The sequence below is a fragment of the Caulobacter segnis genome, from assembly GCF_023935105.1.
Lineage (GTDB): Bacteria > Pseudomonadota > Alphaproteobacteria > Caulobacterales > Caulobacteraceae > Caulobacter > Caulobacter segnis_B.
This window is the reverse complement of the sequence record NZ_CP096040.1, coordinates 4,702,616-4,722,488: the sequence shown is the minus strand read 5'-3', so window position 1 is coordinate 4,722,488 and position 19,873 is coordinate 4,702,616. Positions and strand designations below refer to the sequence as shown.

The following is a 19,873-nucleotide window of genomic DNA, read 5'->3' as shown; positions in this document are numbered from 1 at the left end:
CGACCGCTGGTCAGGTCGTTCGATGCAGCAGCCCGATAGTCTTCAGTATCTCGGCGTGCGCGACGACATCGCCGCGCGCATCAGCGGCGGCGAGTTCAAGCCGGGCGAGCGCCTGCCGTCCGAGCGCCAGTTGCAGGCCGGCGGCGGCGTGGCGCGCGGCACCGTCCGCGAGGCCTTGTTCCAGCTGGAGGCCGAGGGGGTCATCTACCGCAAGGACCGCAGCGGCTGGTACGTCTCGCCGCCGCCGGTCGTCTATGATCCGACCCGCTGGGAAGGCTTCATGTCCTATGTCGAGGCCCAGGGGCGTCGGCCCGAGACCGAGACGCTGAGCAAGGTCGAGATCGTCGCCGACGGCATGCTGGCCCAGATCTTCTCGCGGCCGGTCGGCGCGCCGATGTACTGGATCCGCCGCCGGCGCCTGATCGACGGCCGGGCCGTGCTGATCGAGAGCATCATCGTCGACGCCGCCCGCGCGCCGGGCCTGATCGAGCACGACCTGAACGGCTCGCTGACCAGCGTGCTCAAGTCGGTGTACGGCGTCGGCGTCGCGCGCAACAAGGTCGACATGCGGCCCTGCGCCCTGACCCGCGACGAGGCCGAGGCCCTGAGGGTCAAGTCGGGCCTGCCGGGGCTGAGCCTGGTCCGGGTCTGCTACGACGCCCAGGGCAACGTGGTCGAGTTCGACCGCGAATACTGGCGTCACGACGCGCTGACGGTCAGCGTCGACATCCGGGTGCGATAGGCGCGCGCGGGCCGCCGGCCGTCATCGAACCGACATCCGCGTGGTATAGACCAGGACGCTCCATCAAAGGGGCGTTTCCATGTCATCAGGTCCTCGACGCTGGCTGGAGCGGGCCAATCCGCTGGCCTTCACCCTGTTCGCGGGTCTGGCCGGCTTCTGCGCCTATTTCTCGATGTACGCCTTTCGCAAGCCGTTCGCGGCGGCGACGTTCGGCGCGGTCGAGGGCTGGCATTTCGCGGTCGACTACAAGATCGCCCTCGTGCTGGCCCAGGTCGCCGGCTACGCCCTGTCTAAGATGATCGGGGTCAAGGTGATCTCCGAGATCGCGCCCCGCCATCGCGGCGTGGCGATCCTGGGCCTGATCGGCGTTTCGTGGGTGGCCCTGCTGGCCTTCGCGGTCATCCCCGCGCCCTGGAACGTCGTCGCCCTGTTCCTGAACGGCCTGCCGCTGGGCATGATCTGGGGCCTGGTGTTCGGCTTCATGGAGGGGCGGCGCACCTCCGAGGTGCTGGGCTCGATCCTCTGCGCCAGCTTCATCCTCTCGTCGGGCGTGGTGAAGTCGGTCGGCAAGTGGCTGATGGTCGACCTGCACGTCTCGCCGTTCTGGATGCCGGCCGCGACCGGCGCGATCTTCATGCCGCTGCTGGCGATCTCGGTCTGGGCCCTGGTGCAGTTGCCGCCGCCCAGCCTGGCCGACGAGGCCGCCCGCGTGCGCCGCGAGCCGATGGACCTGAGCCAGCGCCGCGCCTTCCTGGCCCGCTACGCGCCGGGCATCGTGCTGCTGGTCTTGGCCTATGTGCTGCTGACGGCCCTGCGCGACTTCCGCGACAACTTCGCGGCCGAGATCTGGACGGCGCTGGGCTTCGGCGAGGCGTCGGGCGTCTTCACGGCCAGCGAACTGCCGGTCGCCGTGGTCTCGTTGGTGGTGATGGGCGCGGTGATGCTGGTGCGCGACAACCTGCGGGCCCTGCTGGTCATGCACGGCGTGATCCTGGCCGGCTTCCTGCTGCTGGGCGCGGCGACCCTGGCTTTCCAGGCCCATCTGCTGGCGCCGTTGAGCTGGATGATCCTGACCGGCGCGGGCCTCTACATGGCCTACACCCCGTTCAACGCCATGCTGTTCGACCGGATGATCGCCTTCAGCGGCCGGGTCGGCACGGCGGGATTCCTGATCTACGTGGCCGACGCCTCGGGCTATCTGGGCAGCGTCGCCCTGCTGGTCTGGCGCAACTTCGCCATGGTCGACCTCGACTGGCTGGGCTTCTTCGTCGACAGCATCTACGCGACCAGCGCTGTCGGCGCGGTCTGCACGATCCTGGCGGGCGCGTACTTCCTGCGTCGGCGCGAGGCGGCGCCGGCGGGGCGGGACGCGGCGGGCTTCGCCGCCGGCCAGGTCGTCGAGCCCTAGAGCGCGGCCATGGAGACCTCCTTCGATCTGGCCGTGGTCGGCGCGGGCGTAGTGGGCCTGGCCCACGCCCTGGCCGCCGCGCGCCTGGGCAAGCGCGTCGTGGTGATCGACCGCGACGCCCAGGCCAACGGCGCCTCGGTGCGCAACTTCGGCTTCGTGACGGTCACGGGCCAGACGCGCGGCGAGGTGTGGCGCCGCGCGCGCCGCTCGGCGCAGGTCTGGAACGAGGTCGCCGGCCCGGCCGGGATCGAGGTCCTGCAGCGCGGCCTGACCATGGTCGCCCGTCGCCCCGAGGCCAAGGCCGTGCTGGAGGCGTTCCTTCAGACCGAAATGGCCGAGGGCTGCGCCTGGCGCGAGGCCGCCGATCTGGGCGAACGGCTTCCGGGCCAGGGCCAGGGCCAGGCGCTCGGCGCCCTGACCAGCGCCGTCGACCTGCGCGTCGAGTCCCGCACCGCCATTCCGCGCCTGGCCGCCTGGCTGGGCAAGGCCCACGGCGTCGCCTTCCTGCGCGGCGTCGCGGTCCGCGGCGTGGAGACCGGGCGGCTGGAAACCTCGGCCGGCGTCATCCGGGCCGAGACGATCGTGGTCTGTCCCGGCGACGACCTGGTCACCCTGTTCCCCGACCGCTTCGCCGAGGCCGAGGTGACGCGCTGCAAGCTGCAGATGCTGCGCCTGGCCGATCCGGGCTGGCGGCTGCCCGCGCCGGTGATGTCCGATCTGGGGCTGGTCCGCTATCTCGGCTACGCCGCCCTGCCGGAAACGGCCGCCCTGCGCGCGCGGCTGGAGGCCGAGCAGGCCGCCCACCTGCAGCACGGCGTCCACCTGATCGTGGTGCAGAGCGCCGACGGCTCGCTGGTGGTCGGCGACAGCCACCACTACGCCGCCACGCCCGATCCCTTCGTCCGCGACGACGTCGACGCCCTGATCCTCGACGAGTTCCAGGCGGTGTTCGGCCAGGCCGCCCCGCCGGTGCTGGAGCGCTGGACCGGCACCTACGCCTCGGCCGATCGCCACAGCCTGGTTGAGGCCCCGGCGCCGCGCGTGCGGCTGGTGACCGTGACCGGCGGGACCGGCGCCTCGACGGCCTTCGGTCTGGCCGAGGACGTGATCGCCGGTCTCTATGATCGTCCGCACACGGGAGTCGCCGCGTGACCCAAGCTCCCGCCCCCAGCGCCATTGCGGCCGTCGTCTTCGACTGGGCCGGGACCATGATCGACTTCGGCTGCCGCGCGCCCGTGCTGGCCCTGCGGGAGGTCTTCGCCGAGGCGGGGGTCGCCATCTCCGAGGCCGAGGCGCGCGCCGACATGGGCAAGGCCAAGCGCGATCACGTGCGGGCCCTGTTGGCTATGCCGCGCATCGCCGGCCTGTGGGCTGAGCGCCGCGGCGCGGCCCCGACCGAGGCCGACGTCGACCGCCTGCACGACGCCGTAGAGCCCAGGATGCGCGCGGCCGCCCGCGACTGCGCCCGGCTGATCCCCGGCGCGGCCGAGCTGGTCGCCGACCTGAGGGCCGGCGGCGTGAAGATCGGCTCCACCACCGGCTACACCCGTCCGATGATGGCCGACATCCTGCCGCTGGCGGCCGAGCAGGGCTATGCGCCCGACGTGGTGGTCTGCGCCGGCGAGACGGCCCATGGCCGGCCGTCGCCGCTGATGATGTGGAAGGCTCTGGTCGCCCTGGGCGCCTGGCCCGCCCGCGCCTGCGTCAAGGTCGACGACGCCGTCGTCGGGATCGGCGAGGGGCTGGAGGCCGGCGCCTGGACGGTCGGCCTGTCGGCCTCGGGCAACGGCGTCGGCCTGGACGCGGCGGCCCTGGCGATCCTGCCCGCCGCCGAACGCGCCGCGCGAATCGCGTCGTCGGCCAAGGCCCTCCAGGACGCCGGCGCGCACTATGTCGTCGAAAGCGTCGCGGACCTGGGTCCCGTTCTGGCGAGCCTCCAGGCGCGGATCCGGCAGGGCGAGCGGCCCTAACGGCTGCTCCGGATTTGGTATAGTCCAAACCGCGCCCGACGCGCGTGGTCCCGTGGCCGCGCGACATCGATTCAACCCTCGGTTTGTCAACGGCATCGCGGAATGGAGAAATTCCTGTTCCGAGCCGGAACTGTCACGCAGGTGTCGCCACAGGCTGCTCTAACCTGACTGGTCCATACCAGTTTCGAGGGCAGGGGAACTCTCATGTCGAAATACTATCCCGTCCGGACCGCGCGTCCGGACCGCAAGGGTCTTTTGCTGGCCACCGTTTCGGCGCTGGTCGTCGGCGCCAGTTCATCGGTCGCCTTCGCGCAGCAGGCCTCCGGCGAGGCGGCCGCCAGCAGCCAGGTCGACGAGGTGGTCGTCACCGGCTACCGCAAGTCGCTGAGCGACGCGCGCGCCATCAAGCGCGACTCGGTCATCCAGAAGGACGCCATCGTCGCCGAGGACATGGCCAAGTTCCCGGAGCTGAACCTGGCCGAGTCGCTGCAGCGCCTGCCGGGCGTGCAGATCAACCGTGAAGCCGGCGAAGGCCGGCGCATCTCGCTGCGCGGCCTGGGCCCCGATTTCGCCCGCGTCCAGCTGAACGGCATGGAAGTGCTGGGCAATGTCGACTCCGCCCAGGACAGCCGCGGCCAGCGCTCGCGCGATCGCGCCTTCGACTTCAACATCTTCGCCTCGGAGCTGTTCTCGCGGGTCGAGGTCGAGAAGACCTTCCAGGCGGCCCAGAACGAAGGCGGCATGGCCGGCACGGTCGGCCTGTTCACCGGCAAGCCCTTCGACTACGCGACGGGCTCCAAGGGAGCCCTGTCGGTCAAGGTCGGCACCAACCAGTACACCAAGGACGCGCAGCCGCGCATCGCCGCCCTGTTCAGCCACAACTGGGACAACCGGTTCGGCGCGCTGGTCTCGGTCGCCTACGGCAAGCGCGAGACCACCGAGCAGGGTCACAACACCTACAACTACGACCAGCCCGACGCCGACACCATGAAGGCGCTGGTCGCCAAGGGCCTGGACATCTCCAAGCTGAGCGCCGCGCAACAGGCCAAGTTCCTGTCCGGCGACCTGGTGTTCGCCGACGGCAACCGCATCTCCTCGTGGGACGCGAAGCTGGAGCGCCTGGGCGTGACGGCGGCGCTGCAGTGGAAGCCGGTCGACAACCTCCTGCTGACGCTGGACGCCCTGCACGGCCGGTTCACGACGCATCGCGACGAACTGCACCTGGCCACGCGACCGCTGGCCTCCGACGGCTCGGTCGCGTTCGACACCCCCGCCGGCGGCGTCTGGCCGGCCGCGTTCCAGAAGGGCTCGGTGATCAACAACCTGGCCTGGGACAAGAACAACTACGTCACCATGACCGACGTGACCGGCACGACGTTCGGCAGCGAGCATCGCCGGTCGCTGAACAAGAACCGCTTCAACCAGCTGGCCCTGACCGGCAAGTGGGACGCGTCCGACCGCCTCTCGATCGACGGGCACGTCGGCTACGAGAAGTCGACCTACAAGACGCCCTACGACGACAAGCTGTACATGCGCGCCAAGGGCAACCTGATCGCCAACTACGGCGCGGACGGCCAGTCGGCTTCGTTCCAGTATCCGGGCTGGGACGCGACCAACCCCGCCAACTACGCGATGGACTCGTTCTACTATCGCAGCTTCAACAATGAATCGGAGCTGCGCGAGGGCGTGCTGAACGCCCGCTACGAGCTGACCGACGTGTTCACGCTGCGCGCCGGGGCGGCCTATCACCGCTTCTCGCAGGGCGGCCGCGACCTGTTCTACGACGACAACGTCAACGGCACCCGGTCGAAGATGCGCGGCACCGCCGTCGCCGACGTCACCTCGGTGTTCAGCAACAAGTTCGGCTCGTGGCTGATCGGCGACTACGCCAAGGCCTTCGCCAAGTACAAGGAATACCATCGCCTCGAGAAGAACATCGACGGCACGGGCGGGGCGCTCCAGGACATCGAGAACGTCTACGAGACCTCGGAAAAGACCGTGTCCGAATATGTGCAGGCCGATTGGGACACCGATCTCTTCGGCAAGCGCTTCCGCGGCAATATCGGCCTGCGCGGCTACCAGACCGACACCCACAGCACCGGCTGGATCCAGGGCGACAGCTATGCCTATCTGGGCACGACCGACGTGAAGGGCAGCTATTCGGGCGTCCTGCCGGCCATGAACTCGGTGCTGGAGCTGACGCCGGAGGTGCTGGTGCGCTTCTCGGCCACCCAGAACCTGAACCGTCCGGGCATGGGCTCGATGGCGGCCGAGGGCAGCGCGTTCAAGAACGAGGACAGCGGCGAGATCACCGCCTCGCGCGGCAACCCGAACCTCAAGCCCTACAAGGACACCACGCTGGACGTGTCGGTGGAGTACTACTTCGGCAAGGTGGGCCTGCTGTCGGCCAGCGTGTTCCAGAAGGACATCAAGAACTTCATCGGCTCGCTGACCCTCGAGAACGTTCCGTTCAGCGAGACAGGCGTTCCGTACACGACCATTCCGGGGGCGACGGCCAACACCATCGTCTCGGAGTTCTCGATGCCGATCAACGTCAAGGGCAGCAAGAAGCTGACCGGGGTCGAGCTGGCGGCTCAGACCGAGTTCTCCTTCCTGCCGGCGCCGTTCGACAAGTTGGGCGTGGTGGCCAACTACACCTATGTGGACGCCGATGAAGCGCTGACCGGCATCTCCAAGACCAGCTACAACGCCACCCTCTACTACGAGACCGATCGATGGGGCCTGCGCGGCTCGCTGAGCCATCGCACGCGCTGGTACACCGGGCGCAGCGACAGCCCCATGAGCGCCAGCACGCGGGGTTTCGAGGGCTCGACCTATGTGGACGCCTCGGCCTTCTTCAACATCACCGACACGCTTCAGGCCTCGCTGAACGCGGTCAATCTCACCAACGAGAAGGACACCCAGTTCTGGGGCCAGAACCGCTACCTCTATAACCAGAACCAGAGCGGCACGACCTACATGGTCGGGCTCAGCTACAAGTTCTGACATGAGCGCACGCTAGACAGGGCGCCCGTCTCCTCCGGAGGCGGGCGCCTGTTCCGTGTGATCTGAAGCATGATCGTCTCTCACCGCCACCGCTTCATCTTCGCCGCCGTCCCGAAGACCGGCACCCACGCCGTGCGGCAGGCGCTGCGCGAGCAGCTGGGCGACGGCGATGTCGAGCAGGTGGGGCTGTTCGTCGACAAGCGCTTTCCATGGGCGGACCTGGCGGCGATCCGGCATGGCCACCTGTCGCTGCGCCAGGTGCGGCCTTACGTCGGCGACGAGGCCTTCGCGGGCTATTTCAAGTTCGCCTTTGTGCGCAACCCGTTCGACCGCTTCGTCTCGTACTGCGCCTTCATGCTGCGCGGGGGCGACGACTTCCAGCGGCGGCCGCGCGAGGTGATGCGTCACTTCCTGTTCGCGGCGCCGCCGGAGCAGCACATCCTGTTCCAGCCGCAAGCCACTCTGCTGGTCGATGAGGACGGCACGTCCCTGCTGGCCGACACGGTCGGCCGGGTCGAGGACATGCAGGGGTCGTATGACGCCATCTGCGCGCGGATCGGCCTGACGTCGCGTCCGCTGGACCGCGTCAACGGCACCAAGCACGGCGACTATCGCGCCTATTACGACCAGGTTCTGATCGACGGCGTCGCCGCGCGCTACGCCCAGGACCTGGAGCTTTTCGGCTACGACTTCGAGGGGCCGCGATGAACGGGCCCGCCGCCAATCCGCGCAAGACGACGACGATCCGCTCGCTGGGCCCGGTCGACATCGCCGCCTTGCGCGCGGCGGTGCTGGCGATCCCCGAGGCGGTCTGGGCGGCCGAGAACGCCGGCAAGCCCAACAGGTTCGAAGCCTTGGGCGCGACCCGCCACATCGTCTTTCGCTTCATCGACAGCCCGCTCGACTGGCGGGGCTCGCACGATCGCCCGGCCTGGGGCCGATGGCGCGATCTGCTGGAGCCGGTGCTGGCCCAGGCGGTGCGTGGCTACGGCTATGAGCGCGGCGTCTTTCCGCGCGTGATGCTGGCCGCCATGCCGCCGGGCGGGGTGATCCATCCGCACATCGACGCCAATCCGGCGGCCCGGTGGCCCCACAAGATCCACGTGCCGCTGACGACCAATCCCGATGTGGTCTGCTTCTTCGGCGGCGCGGCGCGGCGTTTCCCGATCGGCGAGGCGGTGGAGGTCGACAACCTGGGCCCGCACGGGGTGCGCAACGACGGCGCCACGGACCGCATCCATCTGATCTTCGAATATTACGACGCCGACCAGCCGGATCCGGACTGGCTGGCGCCGCTGCTGGCGGGCGCGGCGCGGTGAACGGCGAGCGCGACGCCCTGTTGCGGGAGGCCCGGGACCTGCGCGGCCAGCAAAGGGTCGCGGACGCCCTGGCCACGCTGGCGCGGCTGGAGGCGCTGCATCCCCGGTTCAGCCGCCTCTTCCAGGAGCGCGGCCACTGCCATGTGCTGCTGCGCGACGGGCCCGCGGCCATCGACGCGCTGCGCGAGGCGGTGCGCCTGAACCCGACCTTGCCGGCCAGCTGGGACATGCTGGAACGGCTCCACCGCCTGCGGGGCGACGCCGCCCAGGCCGACGCGGCGGGTCGTCAGCTGGCGATGCTGAAGCAGCTACCCGCCGAGATCGTGGTCGCCAACAGCCTTCACGCCGATGGCGACCTGGCGCCGGCGGAGGACATCCTGCGGGACTATCTGCGCGAGGACGCCGGCAATGTCGGCGCCCTGCGCCTGCTGGCGCGGATCCGCGCGGACCGCGACGACCTCGACGAGGCCGAGGCGCTGCTGTCGGTGGTGCTGACGCGCGCGCCCGACTACGACGCCGCGCGCTTCGACTACGCCATGGTGTTGCTGCGAGGGCAGAAGCCGGCGCCGGCGCGGCGGGAAGTCGAGCGCCTTCTGGAGCGCGATCCGCAAAACCGCGACTACCTCAAGCAGTACGGCGCGGCCTGCATCGCCCTGGGCGACCACGAGCCGGTGGTGGATCTCTACGCTCGGCTGCTGGCCGACCAGCCGCCGTTCGGCGAGGAGGTCGCGGACCTGCGCCTGTGGCGGGCCAACGCCCTGAAGGTCACCGGCCGGCGGGCCGAGGCCATCGCCGACTATCGCGCCTCGCTGGCCGCGCGGCCGGACAACGGCGTGGCCTGGTTCAGTCTCGCCAACCTCAAGACCTACCGCTTCAGCGACGACGACGTCGCGCGCCTGCGGGCCGCGCTGGCCCGGCCGGGTCTCCAGGACATGGACCGCGTCTATCTGTCCTTCGCCCTGGGCAAGGCCCTGGAGGACCTGGGCGACTACCAGGCCTCGTGGGAGCAGTACGCGCGTGGCAACGCGGCCCGCCGGGCGCTGGGCCGCTGGCGTCCGGAGGTCGCGGAAGCCTGCGCCGAGCGCCTGATGTCGGTGTTCACCGCCGAGGTCTTCGCCGAGCGCGCCGGCTGGGGCGCGACCGATCCCGCGCCGATCTTCATCCTGGGCCTACCGCGTTCGGGCTCGACCCTGTTCGAGCAGATCCTGGCCTCGCATTCGCGCGTCGAGGGCACCCAGGAGCTGACCCAGATCGGCCGCTACGCCGGCGAACTCTGCGGTCTCGATCCGGACTGCGGCCTGCCGCTGGAGCCCGAGGCGCTGCTACGCCTGACGGCCACGGAGGCGAGGGACCTGGGCCAGCGCTTCCTGGCGGAGACCCAGATCTATCGTCGGCTGGGGCGGCCGGTCTTCATCGACAAGATGCCGAACAATTTCTGGCACATCGGCCTGATCCAGCTGATCTTGCCGCGCGCGACGATCATCGACGCGCGGCGCGAGCCGATGGCCTGCGGCTTCAGCAATCTCAAGCAGCTGTTCGGCGGGACCCATCAGGAATTCACCTATGGCGAGGGCGACATGGCCCGCTACTACCGGGTCTATCTCGACCTGATGCGGCACTGGGATCGGGTGCTGCCGGGGCGGGCGCTGCGCGTGTCCTACGAGGAGGTGGTCGACGACCTGGACGGCGGCGTGCGGCGCATGCTGGCGCATTGCGGATTGCCGTTCGAGCCGGCCTGCCTGGCCTTCCACCAGACCCGGCGCAGCATCCGGACGCCCAGTTCCGAGCAGGTGCGCCAGCCCATCGGCCGCGAGGGCCTCACCCAATGGCGGCGCTATGCGCCCTGGCTGGCGCCGCTTCGGGACGCGCTGGGTGACGCCGCGACCGGCTATAGGGACTGAACCATGCGGCTGTCGCGCCCCTTCTTCCAGCTTCCGGTGCTCTTCGACGCCGCGCGCCTGCAGGCCGAGGTCGCGGCGCTGCCCGACGCGGCCTGGGTGGCCCACCCCGACCAGGCGCCCGGCAACAGCGCCGCGCGGCTGATCAGCGCCGGCGGGGCCGAGACCGACGCGGTCCACGGCCAGATGCTGCCGACGCCCTGGCTTGAGGCCATGCCCTACGCGCAACGGGTTCTGGCGAGCTTCGGCGTGGTGTGGAGCCGCTCGCGGCTGATGCGCCTGGCGCCCGGCGGGCGCGTGCCCGAGCATGCCGACATCAACTATCACTGGCACACGCGGGTACGGGTGCACATCCCGGTCTTCACCCAGCCGCCGGTGCGCTTCCACTGCGACGGGCAGTCGGTGCACATGGCCGCCGGCGAGGCCTGGATCTTCGACAACTGGCGTCGCCACCACGTCGAGAACAACGCCTGCCAGGCGCGCATCCACCTCGTGGCGGACACCACCGGCACGGCGGCGTTCTGGCGGTTGGCCTGCGGGCCGACGCCGCCGCGCGAGCAGTGGCGGACCCTGGCCTGGACGCCCGGCGACGGCCCCGAACTCCTGACCGAGGCCAATCCCCGCTCGCCGGTGATGCCCGCCGCCGAGGTGCAGTGGCTGGTCGACGATCTTCGCGGGGAGCTGACGATGGCCACCGACACCGCCGAGACCCGGGACCGAGCCGCGCGGTTCGGCAAGCTGCTGGAGAGCTTCGTGTTCGACTGGCGCCAGCTGTGCGCGCTGCACGGCGTCGACGGGCGCGAGCGCGCCGACTTCCTGCGCCTGGCCCGCGCCGTGCACGAGGCCGTCAAGCCGCTGGCCGAGGGCGTGATCATGCGCGGCAACGCCGTCAGCGCCCTGCACGTCCTGGAAAAGCGTGTGCTGCAGCACCTCGTCGCCGACACCGCCTCTCCGCCCGGCGCGTGAGGCCGAGCGCGCGGCGGCTCAGGACGCCCAGGGACCCGATGTCGACATCACCCGCTCGTTCTCATCACGGTTGTCGGTGACGACCACGCGATATCGCCCGCCGCCGGGCGCGACACGCACCACGACATGCCCTTCGCGCGACGCCAGGCGGTCGGTCAGCCACTTGTGGGCCATTTCGTTGGCGGGCGACAGGCCCGTGGCGAAGACGTCGCGCGGGCCGGGATAGAGCCGCGGACTCAGCATCCGTTCCAGGGCGTCGGTGCTGGGATGGGCCACGTGCCAGGCGGGGATGATCCAGGCGCGGGGCCTCAGCGCCCGCACCACGTCCGCGCCGGTAGCGTCGAACATGCCGTGGTGAGCGGCGACCGCGACATCGACCGGACCGGCGGCCCGCGCGGCCGGGGTCTCCGCGTCGCGCCAGGGCAGGGTTCCGTCGAAGTCGTGGCTGGTCAGGTCGCCCGCCGCGAAATAGCCGAACGCGCCGTAGCGCAGGCGGATCGCGGTCGAGCAGGCGTTCTCGTCGGGGATGTCGGCGGTCGGCAGCGTGTCGATCGCGGGGAAGAGGCGGCGGGTCTCGGTTCCGCGCCCGGTCCAGACCTCGCCATTGGCGGCCAGGTTGCGGACTTCGGCGCCGGGCAGGGAGAACTGATCGGCGGACCCGACCCGGAAGCGCTCCACCCGGCCGCCGCCGCGGACTCGCTCGCGGACGAAGGCTTGGTAGGCCTTGGCGAACGGCGCGTCCGACGGCCGGGGATAGGCGTAGTCGGGATAGTCGCGATCGACCAGGACGCCGATCGGCAAGGCGGCGGCGACGTCGGCGAGGCCGTCGACGTGGTCCGGATGCAGGTGGGTGGCCAGAAACGCGTCCAGCCTGGGCGCGCCGGTGGCGGCCAGGTGACGGCGGGCGTAGCGGCCGATCCATTCGCCGGGGCGACGCGCCGCGCCGGGGCGGGCGTCCAGGCTGGCCGGCGTCGGCGTGGTCGAGGCCCCGGCGTCGATCATCAGGCTGGACCCGTCTGGCCCGATGATCAGCGTCGAGTCGCCCTTGCCGGTGGCGATGTGGTGGATGTCGAGACCGCCGCGTCGCCAGGGGCGCAGCGGCTGGCCGACGATGTCCTCGTCTTCGGGCGGGGAGGCGGCCGCGCCCAGCCCCACGACCCCCAGGGCCGCCGCGCCGAGCAGCAGGCCGCGCCGGGTCACGACCGGGGCCATCAGAACCTGGCCGACAGCATGACGCCGACCGTGCGCGGCTCGCCCAGATACTCGGCCAGCACCCCTTGGGTGGACGGGGTCAGCAGGAAGTCGACGTCGCCCAGGTTCTTGGCCCAGGCGGTGAGCATCCAGCGGCCGTCCCGGCTCTCATAGCCCAGCGACAGGTTGGTCAGGGCGTAGCTGTCGATGTGCAGGTTCGGGTCCTTGGTCGCGCCGGTATAGTAGCCGTCGGTATAGGCCCAGCTGATCGCGCCGGTGACATAGCCCGCGCCGTTCAGCGGGATGCGGACGTCGGCGGCCAGCGAGCCCTTGTCGCGCGGCGACGAGCCCAGCGGATTGCCGGTGTTCACCGCGCCGCCGGGGATGACGAAGTCGTCGTAGACCGTGTCGAGCAGGCCGTAGTTGGCGCTGAGGTTCAACCAGGGCAGCGGACGCCAGGCGACCTCGACCTCGGCGCCCTCGACCGTGGCCTGGCCGGCGTTGGTGATGGTCAGCACCCGGGTGACGTTGTTGAAGAACAGCTCCTGCTTGTCCTTGTAGTCCATGTGGAAGACCGAGGCGTTGATCCGCAGGGTGTCGGCCAGCCACTGGGACTTCAGGCCCAGCTCGTAGTTGGTGACGGTCTCGGGATCGAACGGCCGGGCCAGGGCGGTGATCACGGCCGCGTCGGTGTTGAAACCGCCGGCGGTATAGCCGCGCGTCACGCTGCCATAGACCTTGAGATCCTCGCGCGGCGTCCAGCTCAGCACGGCGCGGGGCGTGACCTCGCTCCAGTCGGCCTTGAGGTCGCGGGCCGTGAAGCTTCCGGTCGCCGGGCGGACGAAGTCGGTGCGGACCAGCGAGGCGGTCTTCTCATCGTGGGTGTAGCGCGCGCCCAGGGTCAGGTCGAAGGCGGCCGGCAGGTGGACCGTGCCATCGACGAAGGCGGCGTAGCTGCGGGTCTTCACCGCCTGGTCGGTCAACACGTCGGAGGCGGCCACGCCCGTGACGGCGGCCAGACCCCGCGTGCGCAGCTGGCGCTTGGCGTCCTCGTCGGCGAAATAGACGCCGGCCACCAGGTCGCCGCGCGACCACTTCGGGCTGGCCCAGCGGATCTCCTGCGAGAACAGGCCGACATCGTCGACATCGCGGTTGACCGACTGGGTGTTGGTCCCCGTCAGAAAGCGATAGCTGGCGCCGGTGCCCGAATAGTCCTCGCCCGACTGCGACCAGCGATAGCCGGTGATGGCGGTGACCTGACCGACCGGCGCGGTCCAGTAGATCCGGCTCGAGGCGCCCCACTGGTTCCGGGCGAAGGCCTGGGCGTAGCCCAACTCGGAGGTGCGGCGGTCGCCGTCCGAGCCGGCGGCCTTGGACGACAGGGTGCGGCCGCCATTGTGGTCCTGCGCATAGTCGGCGCCCAACAGCACCTCGACGTCGGCGCCGGCCCGGATGCGGGCCTGGGCGCGGACGCTGCGGCTGTCCAGATCGTCCTGCTCGCGGCCGGTCAGGCGATCCTTGCCGTAGCCGTCGTGCTGCTTCAGCGAGCCCGCCAGGCGAAAGGCCAGGTCCTCGCCAACGGGGATGTCCACGCGGCCGTCGACCTGCTTCAGGCCGTAGTCGCCCGCGCCGACGCGCGCCGATCCGGCCGCGTCGCCGAAGGCCGGCTTGCCGGTGTCCAGCACGATGGCCCCGCCGGTGACGTTGCGGCCGAACAGCGTGCCTTGCGGCCCCTTGAGCACCTGCACCGAGTTCAGGCCGTAGAGCTCGAAGGTCGCGGCGCTGTTGCGGGGGATGAACAGGTCGTCGATGACCACGGCCACCGGCTTGTTGGCGCCGATCTGGGTGAAGGTGTTGGTCGCGCCGCGCACCGCGATGGTCGGGCTGGACTGGCTGAATGACGAGACCAGCAGGCCCGGCGTCAGGCGCGAGATGTCGCGCAAGCTTTCCAGGCGATAGGTCTCGACCGCGCGGCCGGAAAAGGCGGTCAGCGAGATCGGCACGCCCTGGGCGGCCTCCTCGCGCTTCTGGGCGGTGACGATGATGGTGTCCAGCGCGGTGGGCTCGGCCTCGACCGTCGCGGCCGGCGTCGCTGTCCGGCGCAGGACGATGACGCCGTTGCTATCGGAGACGATCTCCAGGCCCGTGCCCTCGATCAGCCGCCGCAGCGCGGCGCGGGCGTCCATCGACCCCTTGAGCGCCTGCGTGCGAACGCCTTCCAGGCCGTCCGCCGGCGCCACCACCTGCAGGCCGGCCTGGCGGGCGAAGGCCGAGATGGCCGAGGCCGCGCCCTGGGCGGGCACATCGAAGGCGCGCTGCTGGGCCGCCGCCGGAACGGCGCAGGCCAGGAGGGCCAAGGCGGCGACGCCGCCGGCCAGGAATTGCTTCAGCATCATGTGATCGCCCCCGAAATCGGCCGGTCCCGCGCCGGCCTCATCGGGTTGGAGCCTCGATGTCGAAACTCCCGCCATGCCGCTCACGAAAAAAGTTTCAGCCGCGAGAGAGGCGCACGCCATCGGGGGCGGGCGTGGCGGTGAGGCCCAGGCTCAGCGCGGCGGCCTTGGCGAAGCCGTCGGGGTCGCTGGCCGAGAACAGGCCGGTCATCTTCAGCCTGGCCACGGTCGGGTCGTCGATGACGATGCGGCGGTCGGAATAGCGAGCGAACTCGTCGGCGGCCTGGCCCAGGGTCAGGCCGTCCAGGTCGATCTGGCCCTGCCGCCAGGCCATGGCCCGGTCGACGGCGGCCGCGCCGACGACAACGGGGGCCAGGACGCCGGCGTCGGCCACCCGCACGGCGTGCTCCGCCGACAGGCGCACCGGCTCGCCCCGATCCCCGCGCCAGACCTCGACCACGCCCTCGCGCACGATCACGCCGACCTGGCCGTCGGCGTGGGTTCGGACGGTGAAGCTGGTGCCGACCGCCCGCACGCGCACGTCGCCGGCCACCACCACGAAGGGACGGGCGGGGTCCTTGGCGACGTCGAACAGGGCCTCTCCGCGCAGCAGGTCCACCCGCCGCATCCGGCCGTCGAAGGCCGCGCGGATCGCGGTGTCGGTGTTGAGCGTCACGGCCGAGCCGTCGGCCAGCGGCGCGCGGCGGATGTCGCCCTTGGCGGTGGTCACCCGGCCCTTGAGGCTGACCGCGCCGTAGCCGACGGCCCCGACCACCGAGGCGGCGGCCAGCATCCCGCCCGTGACCAGCAGTCGCCGGCGATCCGCGGCGCGGGCGGCGGGATGGGCGGCCGGCAGGAAGTCGGCGCCCAGGCCGGCGGCGCGGTCCAGGTGGGCGCTGACCGCCAGAGCCTTGGCGTAGGCGCCGGCCCGGCGAGCGTCCTGCGCCGCCCAGGCCTCGAGGGCGGCCTGGTCCGCGTCCGACAGCGCCCCGCGATCGACGCGCGCGGCCCAGGCGGCCGCGGCCGCGTCAATGTCGGCGCTGCTTTCTCGGGTGGGTGTCAACTTCGCTCGGATCCTCACGCTTCCTAGATGCCTGGAAGCGCTCGTTTCCGCCACGTCCCAGTGCGTTCATCAGCACGCCTATGCCCTTGCCGACGTGCTTCTCGACCGTGTTCTCGGAAACACCCATGCGCCGGGCCACCTCGCGCTGCGACAGGCCGTGGACCTTGCGCAGGGTGAAGGCCTCGCGGCACTTGGCGGGCAAGCCGGCGATCAGGGCGGCGATGCGGCCCAGTTCCTGGCGGTCGGCGGCCACGATCTCGGGCGAGGGCTCTTCGCTGGGCGGCTCCAGGCTCTCGAGCTCGGCCAGGGCCTCGAAGGCGACGATGCGGCTGCGGCGCAGGGCGCGCAGGACGACCGACTTGGCGACCTCGAACATGTAGGTGCGGCCGGTGACGATGTGATCGACGCGCTCCAGGCTCGCGAGGATCGCGTAGGTCTCCTGGACGATGTCGTCGACCTCGAGGCCCGCCAGCGGACGACGGGACAGCCACGCGCGCAGGGCCGGCTCGTGCGGCAAGGCGTTCCGCGCCAACCAGATCGCCCGCTCATGGGTGGCCAAGGTCATGGGCCGAGCTTGCTATCAGCTGTTTGTGACAGCCAGCCCCGTTGCCGCGGACGGCCTGAATTTTCCGGCCGGAAGCGCGCTTACGGTGCATTCGCCGCCCCAGGGACGCTCGCCCGGCGTGCGTGGCGGAATGACGTTATAGGTATATCGTATAAGATATTTGACATAAATTGTATAATCGTGCCTCCTCCCCTCGAGGCGCGGTCGATGTGGGCCGCGCGGCGGAGGGGAGAGCCATGGGCCGCAAACAGGCGCGATTAGATCTTTTGGCGGGAGCGGCGTCGGTCGCCGTCCTGTCCTTCATGGCCGGAGCGCCGGCCGCATTCGCTCAGGACGTCGCGAAGGCCGAAGAGCCGGCGACCCTGGACGCGGTGGTGGTGACGGGCTCGCGCATCAAGCGGCCGAACCTGGTCTCGGCCAGCCCGATGACCGTCGTGGGCAGCGACGAGGTCAAGTTCCAGGGCGCGACGTCGATCGACAGCGTGCTGAACCGCCTGCCGCAGTTCACCGCCGACTCCAACGAGAACGGCTCGAACGGTTCGGACGGCACCGCGCGGGTGAACTTGCGCAACATGGGCTCCAGCCGCGTGCTGGTGCTGGTCGACGGCCAGCGCATGCTGCCGACCGAGACGGCCGATGTGAACTTCATCCCCAGCGCCCTGGTCGACCGGGTCGACGTCGTGACCGGCGGCGCCTCGGCGGTCTACGGCTCGGACGCCGTGTCGGGCGTGGTCAACTTCATCCTGAAGAAGAACCTGAACGGCCTGCGGTTCGACGCCCAGTACAGCGCCGCCCAGCACACCAACGACAACGCCTATCCGCGCTCGCTGATCACCCAGGCGAACTACAAGCTGCCCGAGAAGCACGTGCGCGACGGCGAGAAGATCGACGTCAACCTGGCCATCGGCATGAACGCGCCGAACGGCAAGGGCAACGTCACCTTCTATGTTGGCTATCGCGAGATGAAGCCGGTCACCCAGGACACCCGCGACTACTCGGCCTGCGGCCTGAACCTGGCGGGCAGCAACAACAACGCCCTGGTCTGCGGCGGCTCCAGCAACAACGAGTACGGCCTGTTCACCCTGCTCAGCGGCCCCAATTCCGGCCAGACGCTGAACAACACCAAGGACGGGGCCAAGACCTGGGTCCCGTACAACAGCTCGTTCCTCTACAACTACGCGCCGACCAACTACATCCAGCGCTCGGACGCCCGCTACACGGCCGGCGCCTTCGCCCACTACGAGGTGAACAAGGCCGCCGAGGTCTACGGCAGCGTTATGTTCATGGACGACCACACCTTCTCGCAGGCCGCGCCGTCCGCCCTGTTCCAGGGCACGACGTTCAAGATCAACTGCAACAATCCGCTGATGTCGGCCTCGCAGGCGGCGACGATGTGCGGCTCGGCCGCCGGCACGGACGTCAACCAGGACGTCTTCATCGGCTACCGCCTGACCGGTCCGGGCAGCAGCCCGCGCCGCGACGACCTGCGCCACACCGACTATCGCGTGAACCTGGGCTCGCGCGGCGAGATCGCGCCGGGCTGGACCTATGACGCCAGCTTCCTGTTCTCGACCGTCATCCTCGACGAGAGCTACAAGAACAACGTCGACAACGCCAAGGCGATGAAGGCGCTGCAGGTGGTCAACGTCAACGGCGTGGCGACCTGCAAGTCGGTGGTCGACGGCACCGATCCCAGCTGCGTGCCGATCGACGTCTTCAAGTACCAGGGCCTCAGCGGGGCCGCCTACAAGTACCTCTACGCCCCGACCTACACCCACGGCGTCCAGCGCGAGAAGGTGCTCAGCGCCAACATCAATGGCGACCTCGGCCAATACGGGATCAAGAGCCCGTGGGCCAGCGACGGCGCTGCCCTGGCCTTCGGCGTCGAGCACCGCCGCGAGGAGCTGAAGTTCGAGGCCGACGCCCTGGCCCAGGCCAACGGCACCAAGGAGAACAACGGCGCCTTCAGCGTCAACGAGGCCTATGGCGAACTGGACCTGCCGCTGGTGCAGGACGCCCCGTTCATCAAGACCCTGTCGGTGAACGCCGGCTACCGGACCTCGGACTACAACTACCTCGACAAGCGGGTCTCGACCTACAAGGTCGAGCTGCAGTACGCCCCGACCTCGGACATCCGTTTCCGCGCCAGTTACAACCGCGCGGTGCGGGCGGCCAATATCAGCGAGCTGTTCGCGCCCCAGGGCCTGGGCAACGTCGCGGCCGTCGACCCGTGCTCGGGTCCGACGCCCAAGGCCAGCGCCGCGGCCTGCGCCCTGACCGGCGTCACCGCCGCCCAATACGGCAAGATCCCGGACTGCCCGGCCGAGACCTGCGTCACGCAAGGCGGCGGCAATCCGAACCTGAAGCCGGAAGTGGCCGACACCCGCACCGCGGGCTTCGTCCTGACCCCGCGCTTCCTGCCGGGCTTCTCGATGTCGGTCGACTACTTCGACATCTATGTCGACAAGTACATCGGCGCGGTCGACGCCCCGACCGTGATCAACCAGTGCGTCCAGACCAGCAATCCGTACTTCTGCGGCCTGTTCCATCGCGACCCGACCTCGGGCGTGCTGTTCGGCGATCGCGGCTACATCGTCGCGACCAACCAGAACACCGGCTACCTGCAGACTTCGGGCATCGACGTGACCAGCAACTATCGCTGGGACCTGTCGTCGCTGGGCAACTTCGGTGACATCGACTTCAGCTTCGTCGGCACCTACCTGAACAGCCGCAAGATCGAGCAGCTGCCGGGCCTGGGCTCGTACAACTGCAAGGGCCTGTTCGGTCCGACCTGCGGCCAGCCCAACCCCGGCTGGCGTCACCAGCTGCGCGCGACCTGGAACCTGCCCTGGATCGCCGCCTCGGTGTCGGCCAACTGGCGCTATTTCGGCGCGACCGATCTCTCCAGCAACAACAGCAACCCGTTCCTGCAGGGCGACTACGTCGAGATCAACAAGAAGATCAAGGCGTACAACTACATCGACCTGGCCGCGAACTGGAAGGTGCGCGAGCAGCTGACCCTGCGCGCGGGCATGAACAACCTGTTCGACAAGGATCCGCCGGTGATCGCCGCCGGGCTGCTCAGCTCGTTCGGCAACGGCAACACCTATCCCGGCGTCTACGACCCCATGGGTCGGACGATGTTCGTGGGTCTGACCATGGACTTCTAGTCCTGGTCACGGGGGACCGGCAGCCCCCGGTCCCCGTTCTTCCCCGAAACTTCAAAGCCGTCCGCGACAGCGGGCGGCTTCTCTTTGTGTGGGGGGCTGGTGACGGGCCACTGGGGCGGTTCAAGAAAGCCTGCCTTCCTAGGCCTTGTGCCTAGGACCCAAGGATCGGCCGGGCTCGGCGT

At 69.9% G+C, this 19,873-nt stretch carries 14 protein-coding genes; 10 read left to right on the top strand and 4 right to left on the bottom strand.

Translation table 11 applies throughout. The features are described from left to right. Positions 1–22: 22 nt before the first annotated feature. From MZV50_RS22020 to MZV50_RS21980, 9 genes are all read left to right on the top strand, one after another. Positions 23–742, top strand: coding sequence for a UTRA domain-containing protein (locus tag MZV50_RS22020; protein WP_252631469.1), 720 nt, complete (start codon positions 23–25; stop codon positions 740–742). Between the two features lie 79 nt (positions 743–821). Further along, positions 822–2,150, top strand: coding sequence for a DUF5690 family protein (locus MZV50_RS22015; protein ID WP_252631468.1), 1,329 nt, complete (start codon positions 822–824; stop codon positions 2,148–2,150). A gap of 9 nt (positions 2,151–2,159) precedes the next feature. Continuing rightward, positions 2,160–3,302 (top strand): TIGR03364 family FAD-dependent oxidoreductase, encoded by a 1,143-nt coding sequence (locus MZV50_RS22010; RefSeq protein WP_252631467.1) that lies wholly within the window; start codon positions 2,160–2,162, stop codon positions 3,300–3,302. After that, the gene (gene phnX, locus MZV50_RS22005; protein WP_289781886.1) at positions 3,299–4,120 is read left to right on the top strand and encodes a phosphonoacetaldehyde hydrolase; all 822 of its coding nucleotides are present in this window, start codon (positions 3,299–3,301) and stop codon (positions 4,118–4,120) included. The genes MZV50_RS22010 and phnX overlap by 4 nt, the downstream gene beginning before the upstream one ends. A 204-nt stretch (positions 4,121–4,324) precedes the next feature. Then, positions 4,325–7,126 carry a TonB-dependent receptor gene (locus MZV50_RS22000; RefSeq protein ID WP_252631465.1) on the top strand — a complete coding sequence of 934 codons (2,802 nt, stop codon included), beginning with the start codon at positions 4,325–4,327 and terminating at the stop codon, positions 7,124–7,126. 69 nt (positions 7,127–7,195) lie between these two features. Beyond that, a complete protein-coding gene (locus MZV50_RS21995) occupies positions 7,196–7,834 on the top strand; it encodes a sulfotransferase family 2 domain-containing protein (protein WP_252631464.1) in 639 nt (212 codons plus the stop codon). Beyond that, positions 7,831–8,445: an aspartyl/asparaginyl beta-hydroxylase domain-containing protein gene (locus MZV50_RS21990; protein ID WP_252631463.1), complete on the top strand. Its 615-nt coding sequence runs from the start codon at positions 7,831–7,833 to the stop codon at positions 8,443–8,445. The genes MZV50_RS21995 and MZV50_RS21990 overlap by 4 nt, the downstream gene beginning before the upstream one ends. Continuing rightward, positions 8,442–10,346, top strand: a complete 1,905-nt coding sequence (locus tag MZV50_RS21985) for a tetratricopeptide repeat-containing sulfotransferase family protein (RefSeq protein ID WP_252631462.1) — start codon at positions 8,442–8,444, stop codon at positions 10,344–10,346. The genes MZV50_RS21990 and MZV50_RS21985 overlap by 4 nt, the downstream gene beginning before the upstream one ends. Before the next feature lie 3 nt (positions 10,347–10,349). After that, complete coding sequence (locus tag MZV50_RS21980; RefSeq protein ID WP_252631461.1) at positions 10,350–11,309, top strand: aspartyl/asparaginyl beta-hydroxylase domain-containing protein; 960 nt, start codon at positions 10,350–10,352, stop codon at positions 11,307–11,309. A gap of 18 nt (positions 11,310–11,327) precedes the next feature. Here MZV50_RS21980 and MZV50_RS21975 read toward each other — a convergent pair whose 3' ends face one another. The 4 genes from MZV50_RS21975 to MZV50_RS21960 all read right to left on the bottom strand — a co-directional run bounded on the left by MZV50_RS21975 (position 11,328) and on the right by MZV50_RS21960 (position 16,521). Next, the gene (locus MZV50_RS21975; protein WP_252631460.1) at positions 11,328–12,521 is read right to left on the bottom strand and encodes a ComEC/Rec2 family competence protein; all 1,194 of its coding nucleotides are present in this window, start codon (positions 12,519–12,521) and stop codon (positions 11,328–11,330) included. After that, entirely contained in the window at positions 12,521–14,893 is a 2,373-nt protein-coding gene (locus MZV50_RS21970; protein ID WP_252631459.1) for a TonB-dependent receptor domain-containing protein, read from the bottom strand. Before MZV50_RS21970 ends, MZV50_RS21975 begins: the two co-directional genes overlap by 1 nt. Positions 14,894–14,990: 97 nt before the next feature. Next, entirely contained in the window at positions 14,991–15,956 is a 966-nt protein-coding gene (locus MZV50_RS21965; RefSeq protein ID WP_252631458.1) for a FecR family protein, read from the bottom strand. Further along, positions 15,922–16,521 (bottom strand): sigma-70 family RNA polymerase sigma factor, encoded by a 600-nt coding sequence (locus tag MZV50_RS21960; RefSeq protein WP_252631457.1) that lies wholly within the window; start codon positions 16,519–16,521, stop codon positions 15,922–15,924. The genes MZV50_RS21965 and MZV50_RS21960 overlap by 35 nt, the downstream gene beginning before the upstream one ends. A 236-nt stretch (positions 16,522–16,757) precedes the next feature. Between MZV50_RS21960 and MZV50_RS21955 the strand changes: the two genes are divergently transcribed. Continuing rightward, positions 16,758–19,691, top strand: coding sequence for a TonB-dependent receptor domain-containing protein (locus MZV50_RS21955; protein ID WP_252631456.1), 2,934 nt, complete (start codon positions 16,758–16,760; stop codon positions 19,689–19,691). Positions 19,692–19,873: the final 182 nt, after the last annotated feature.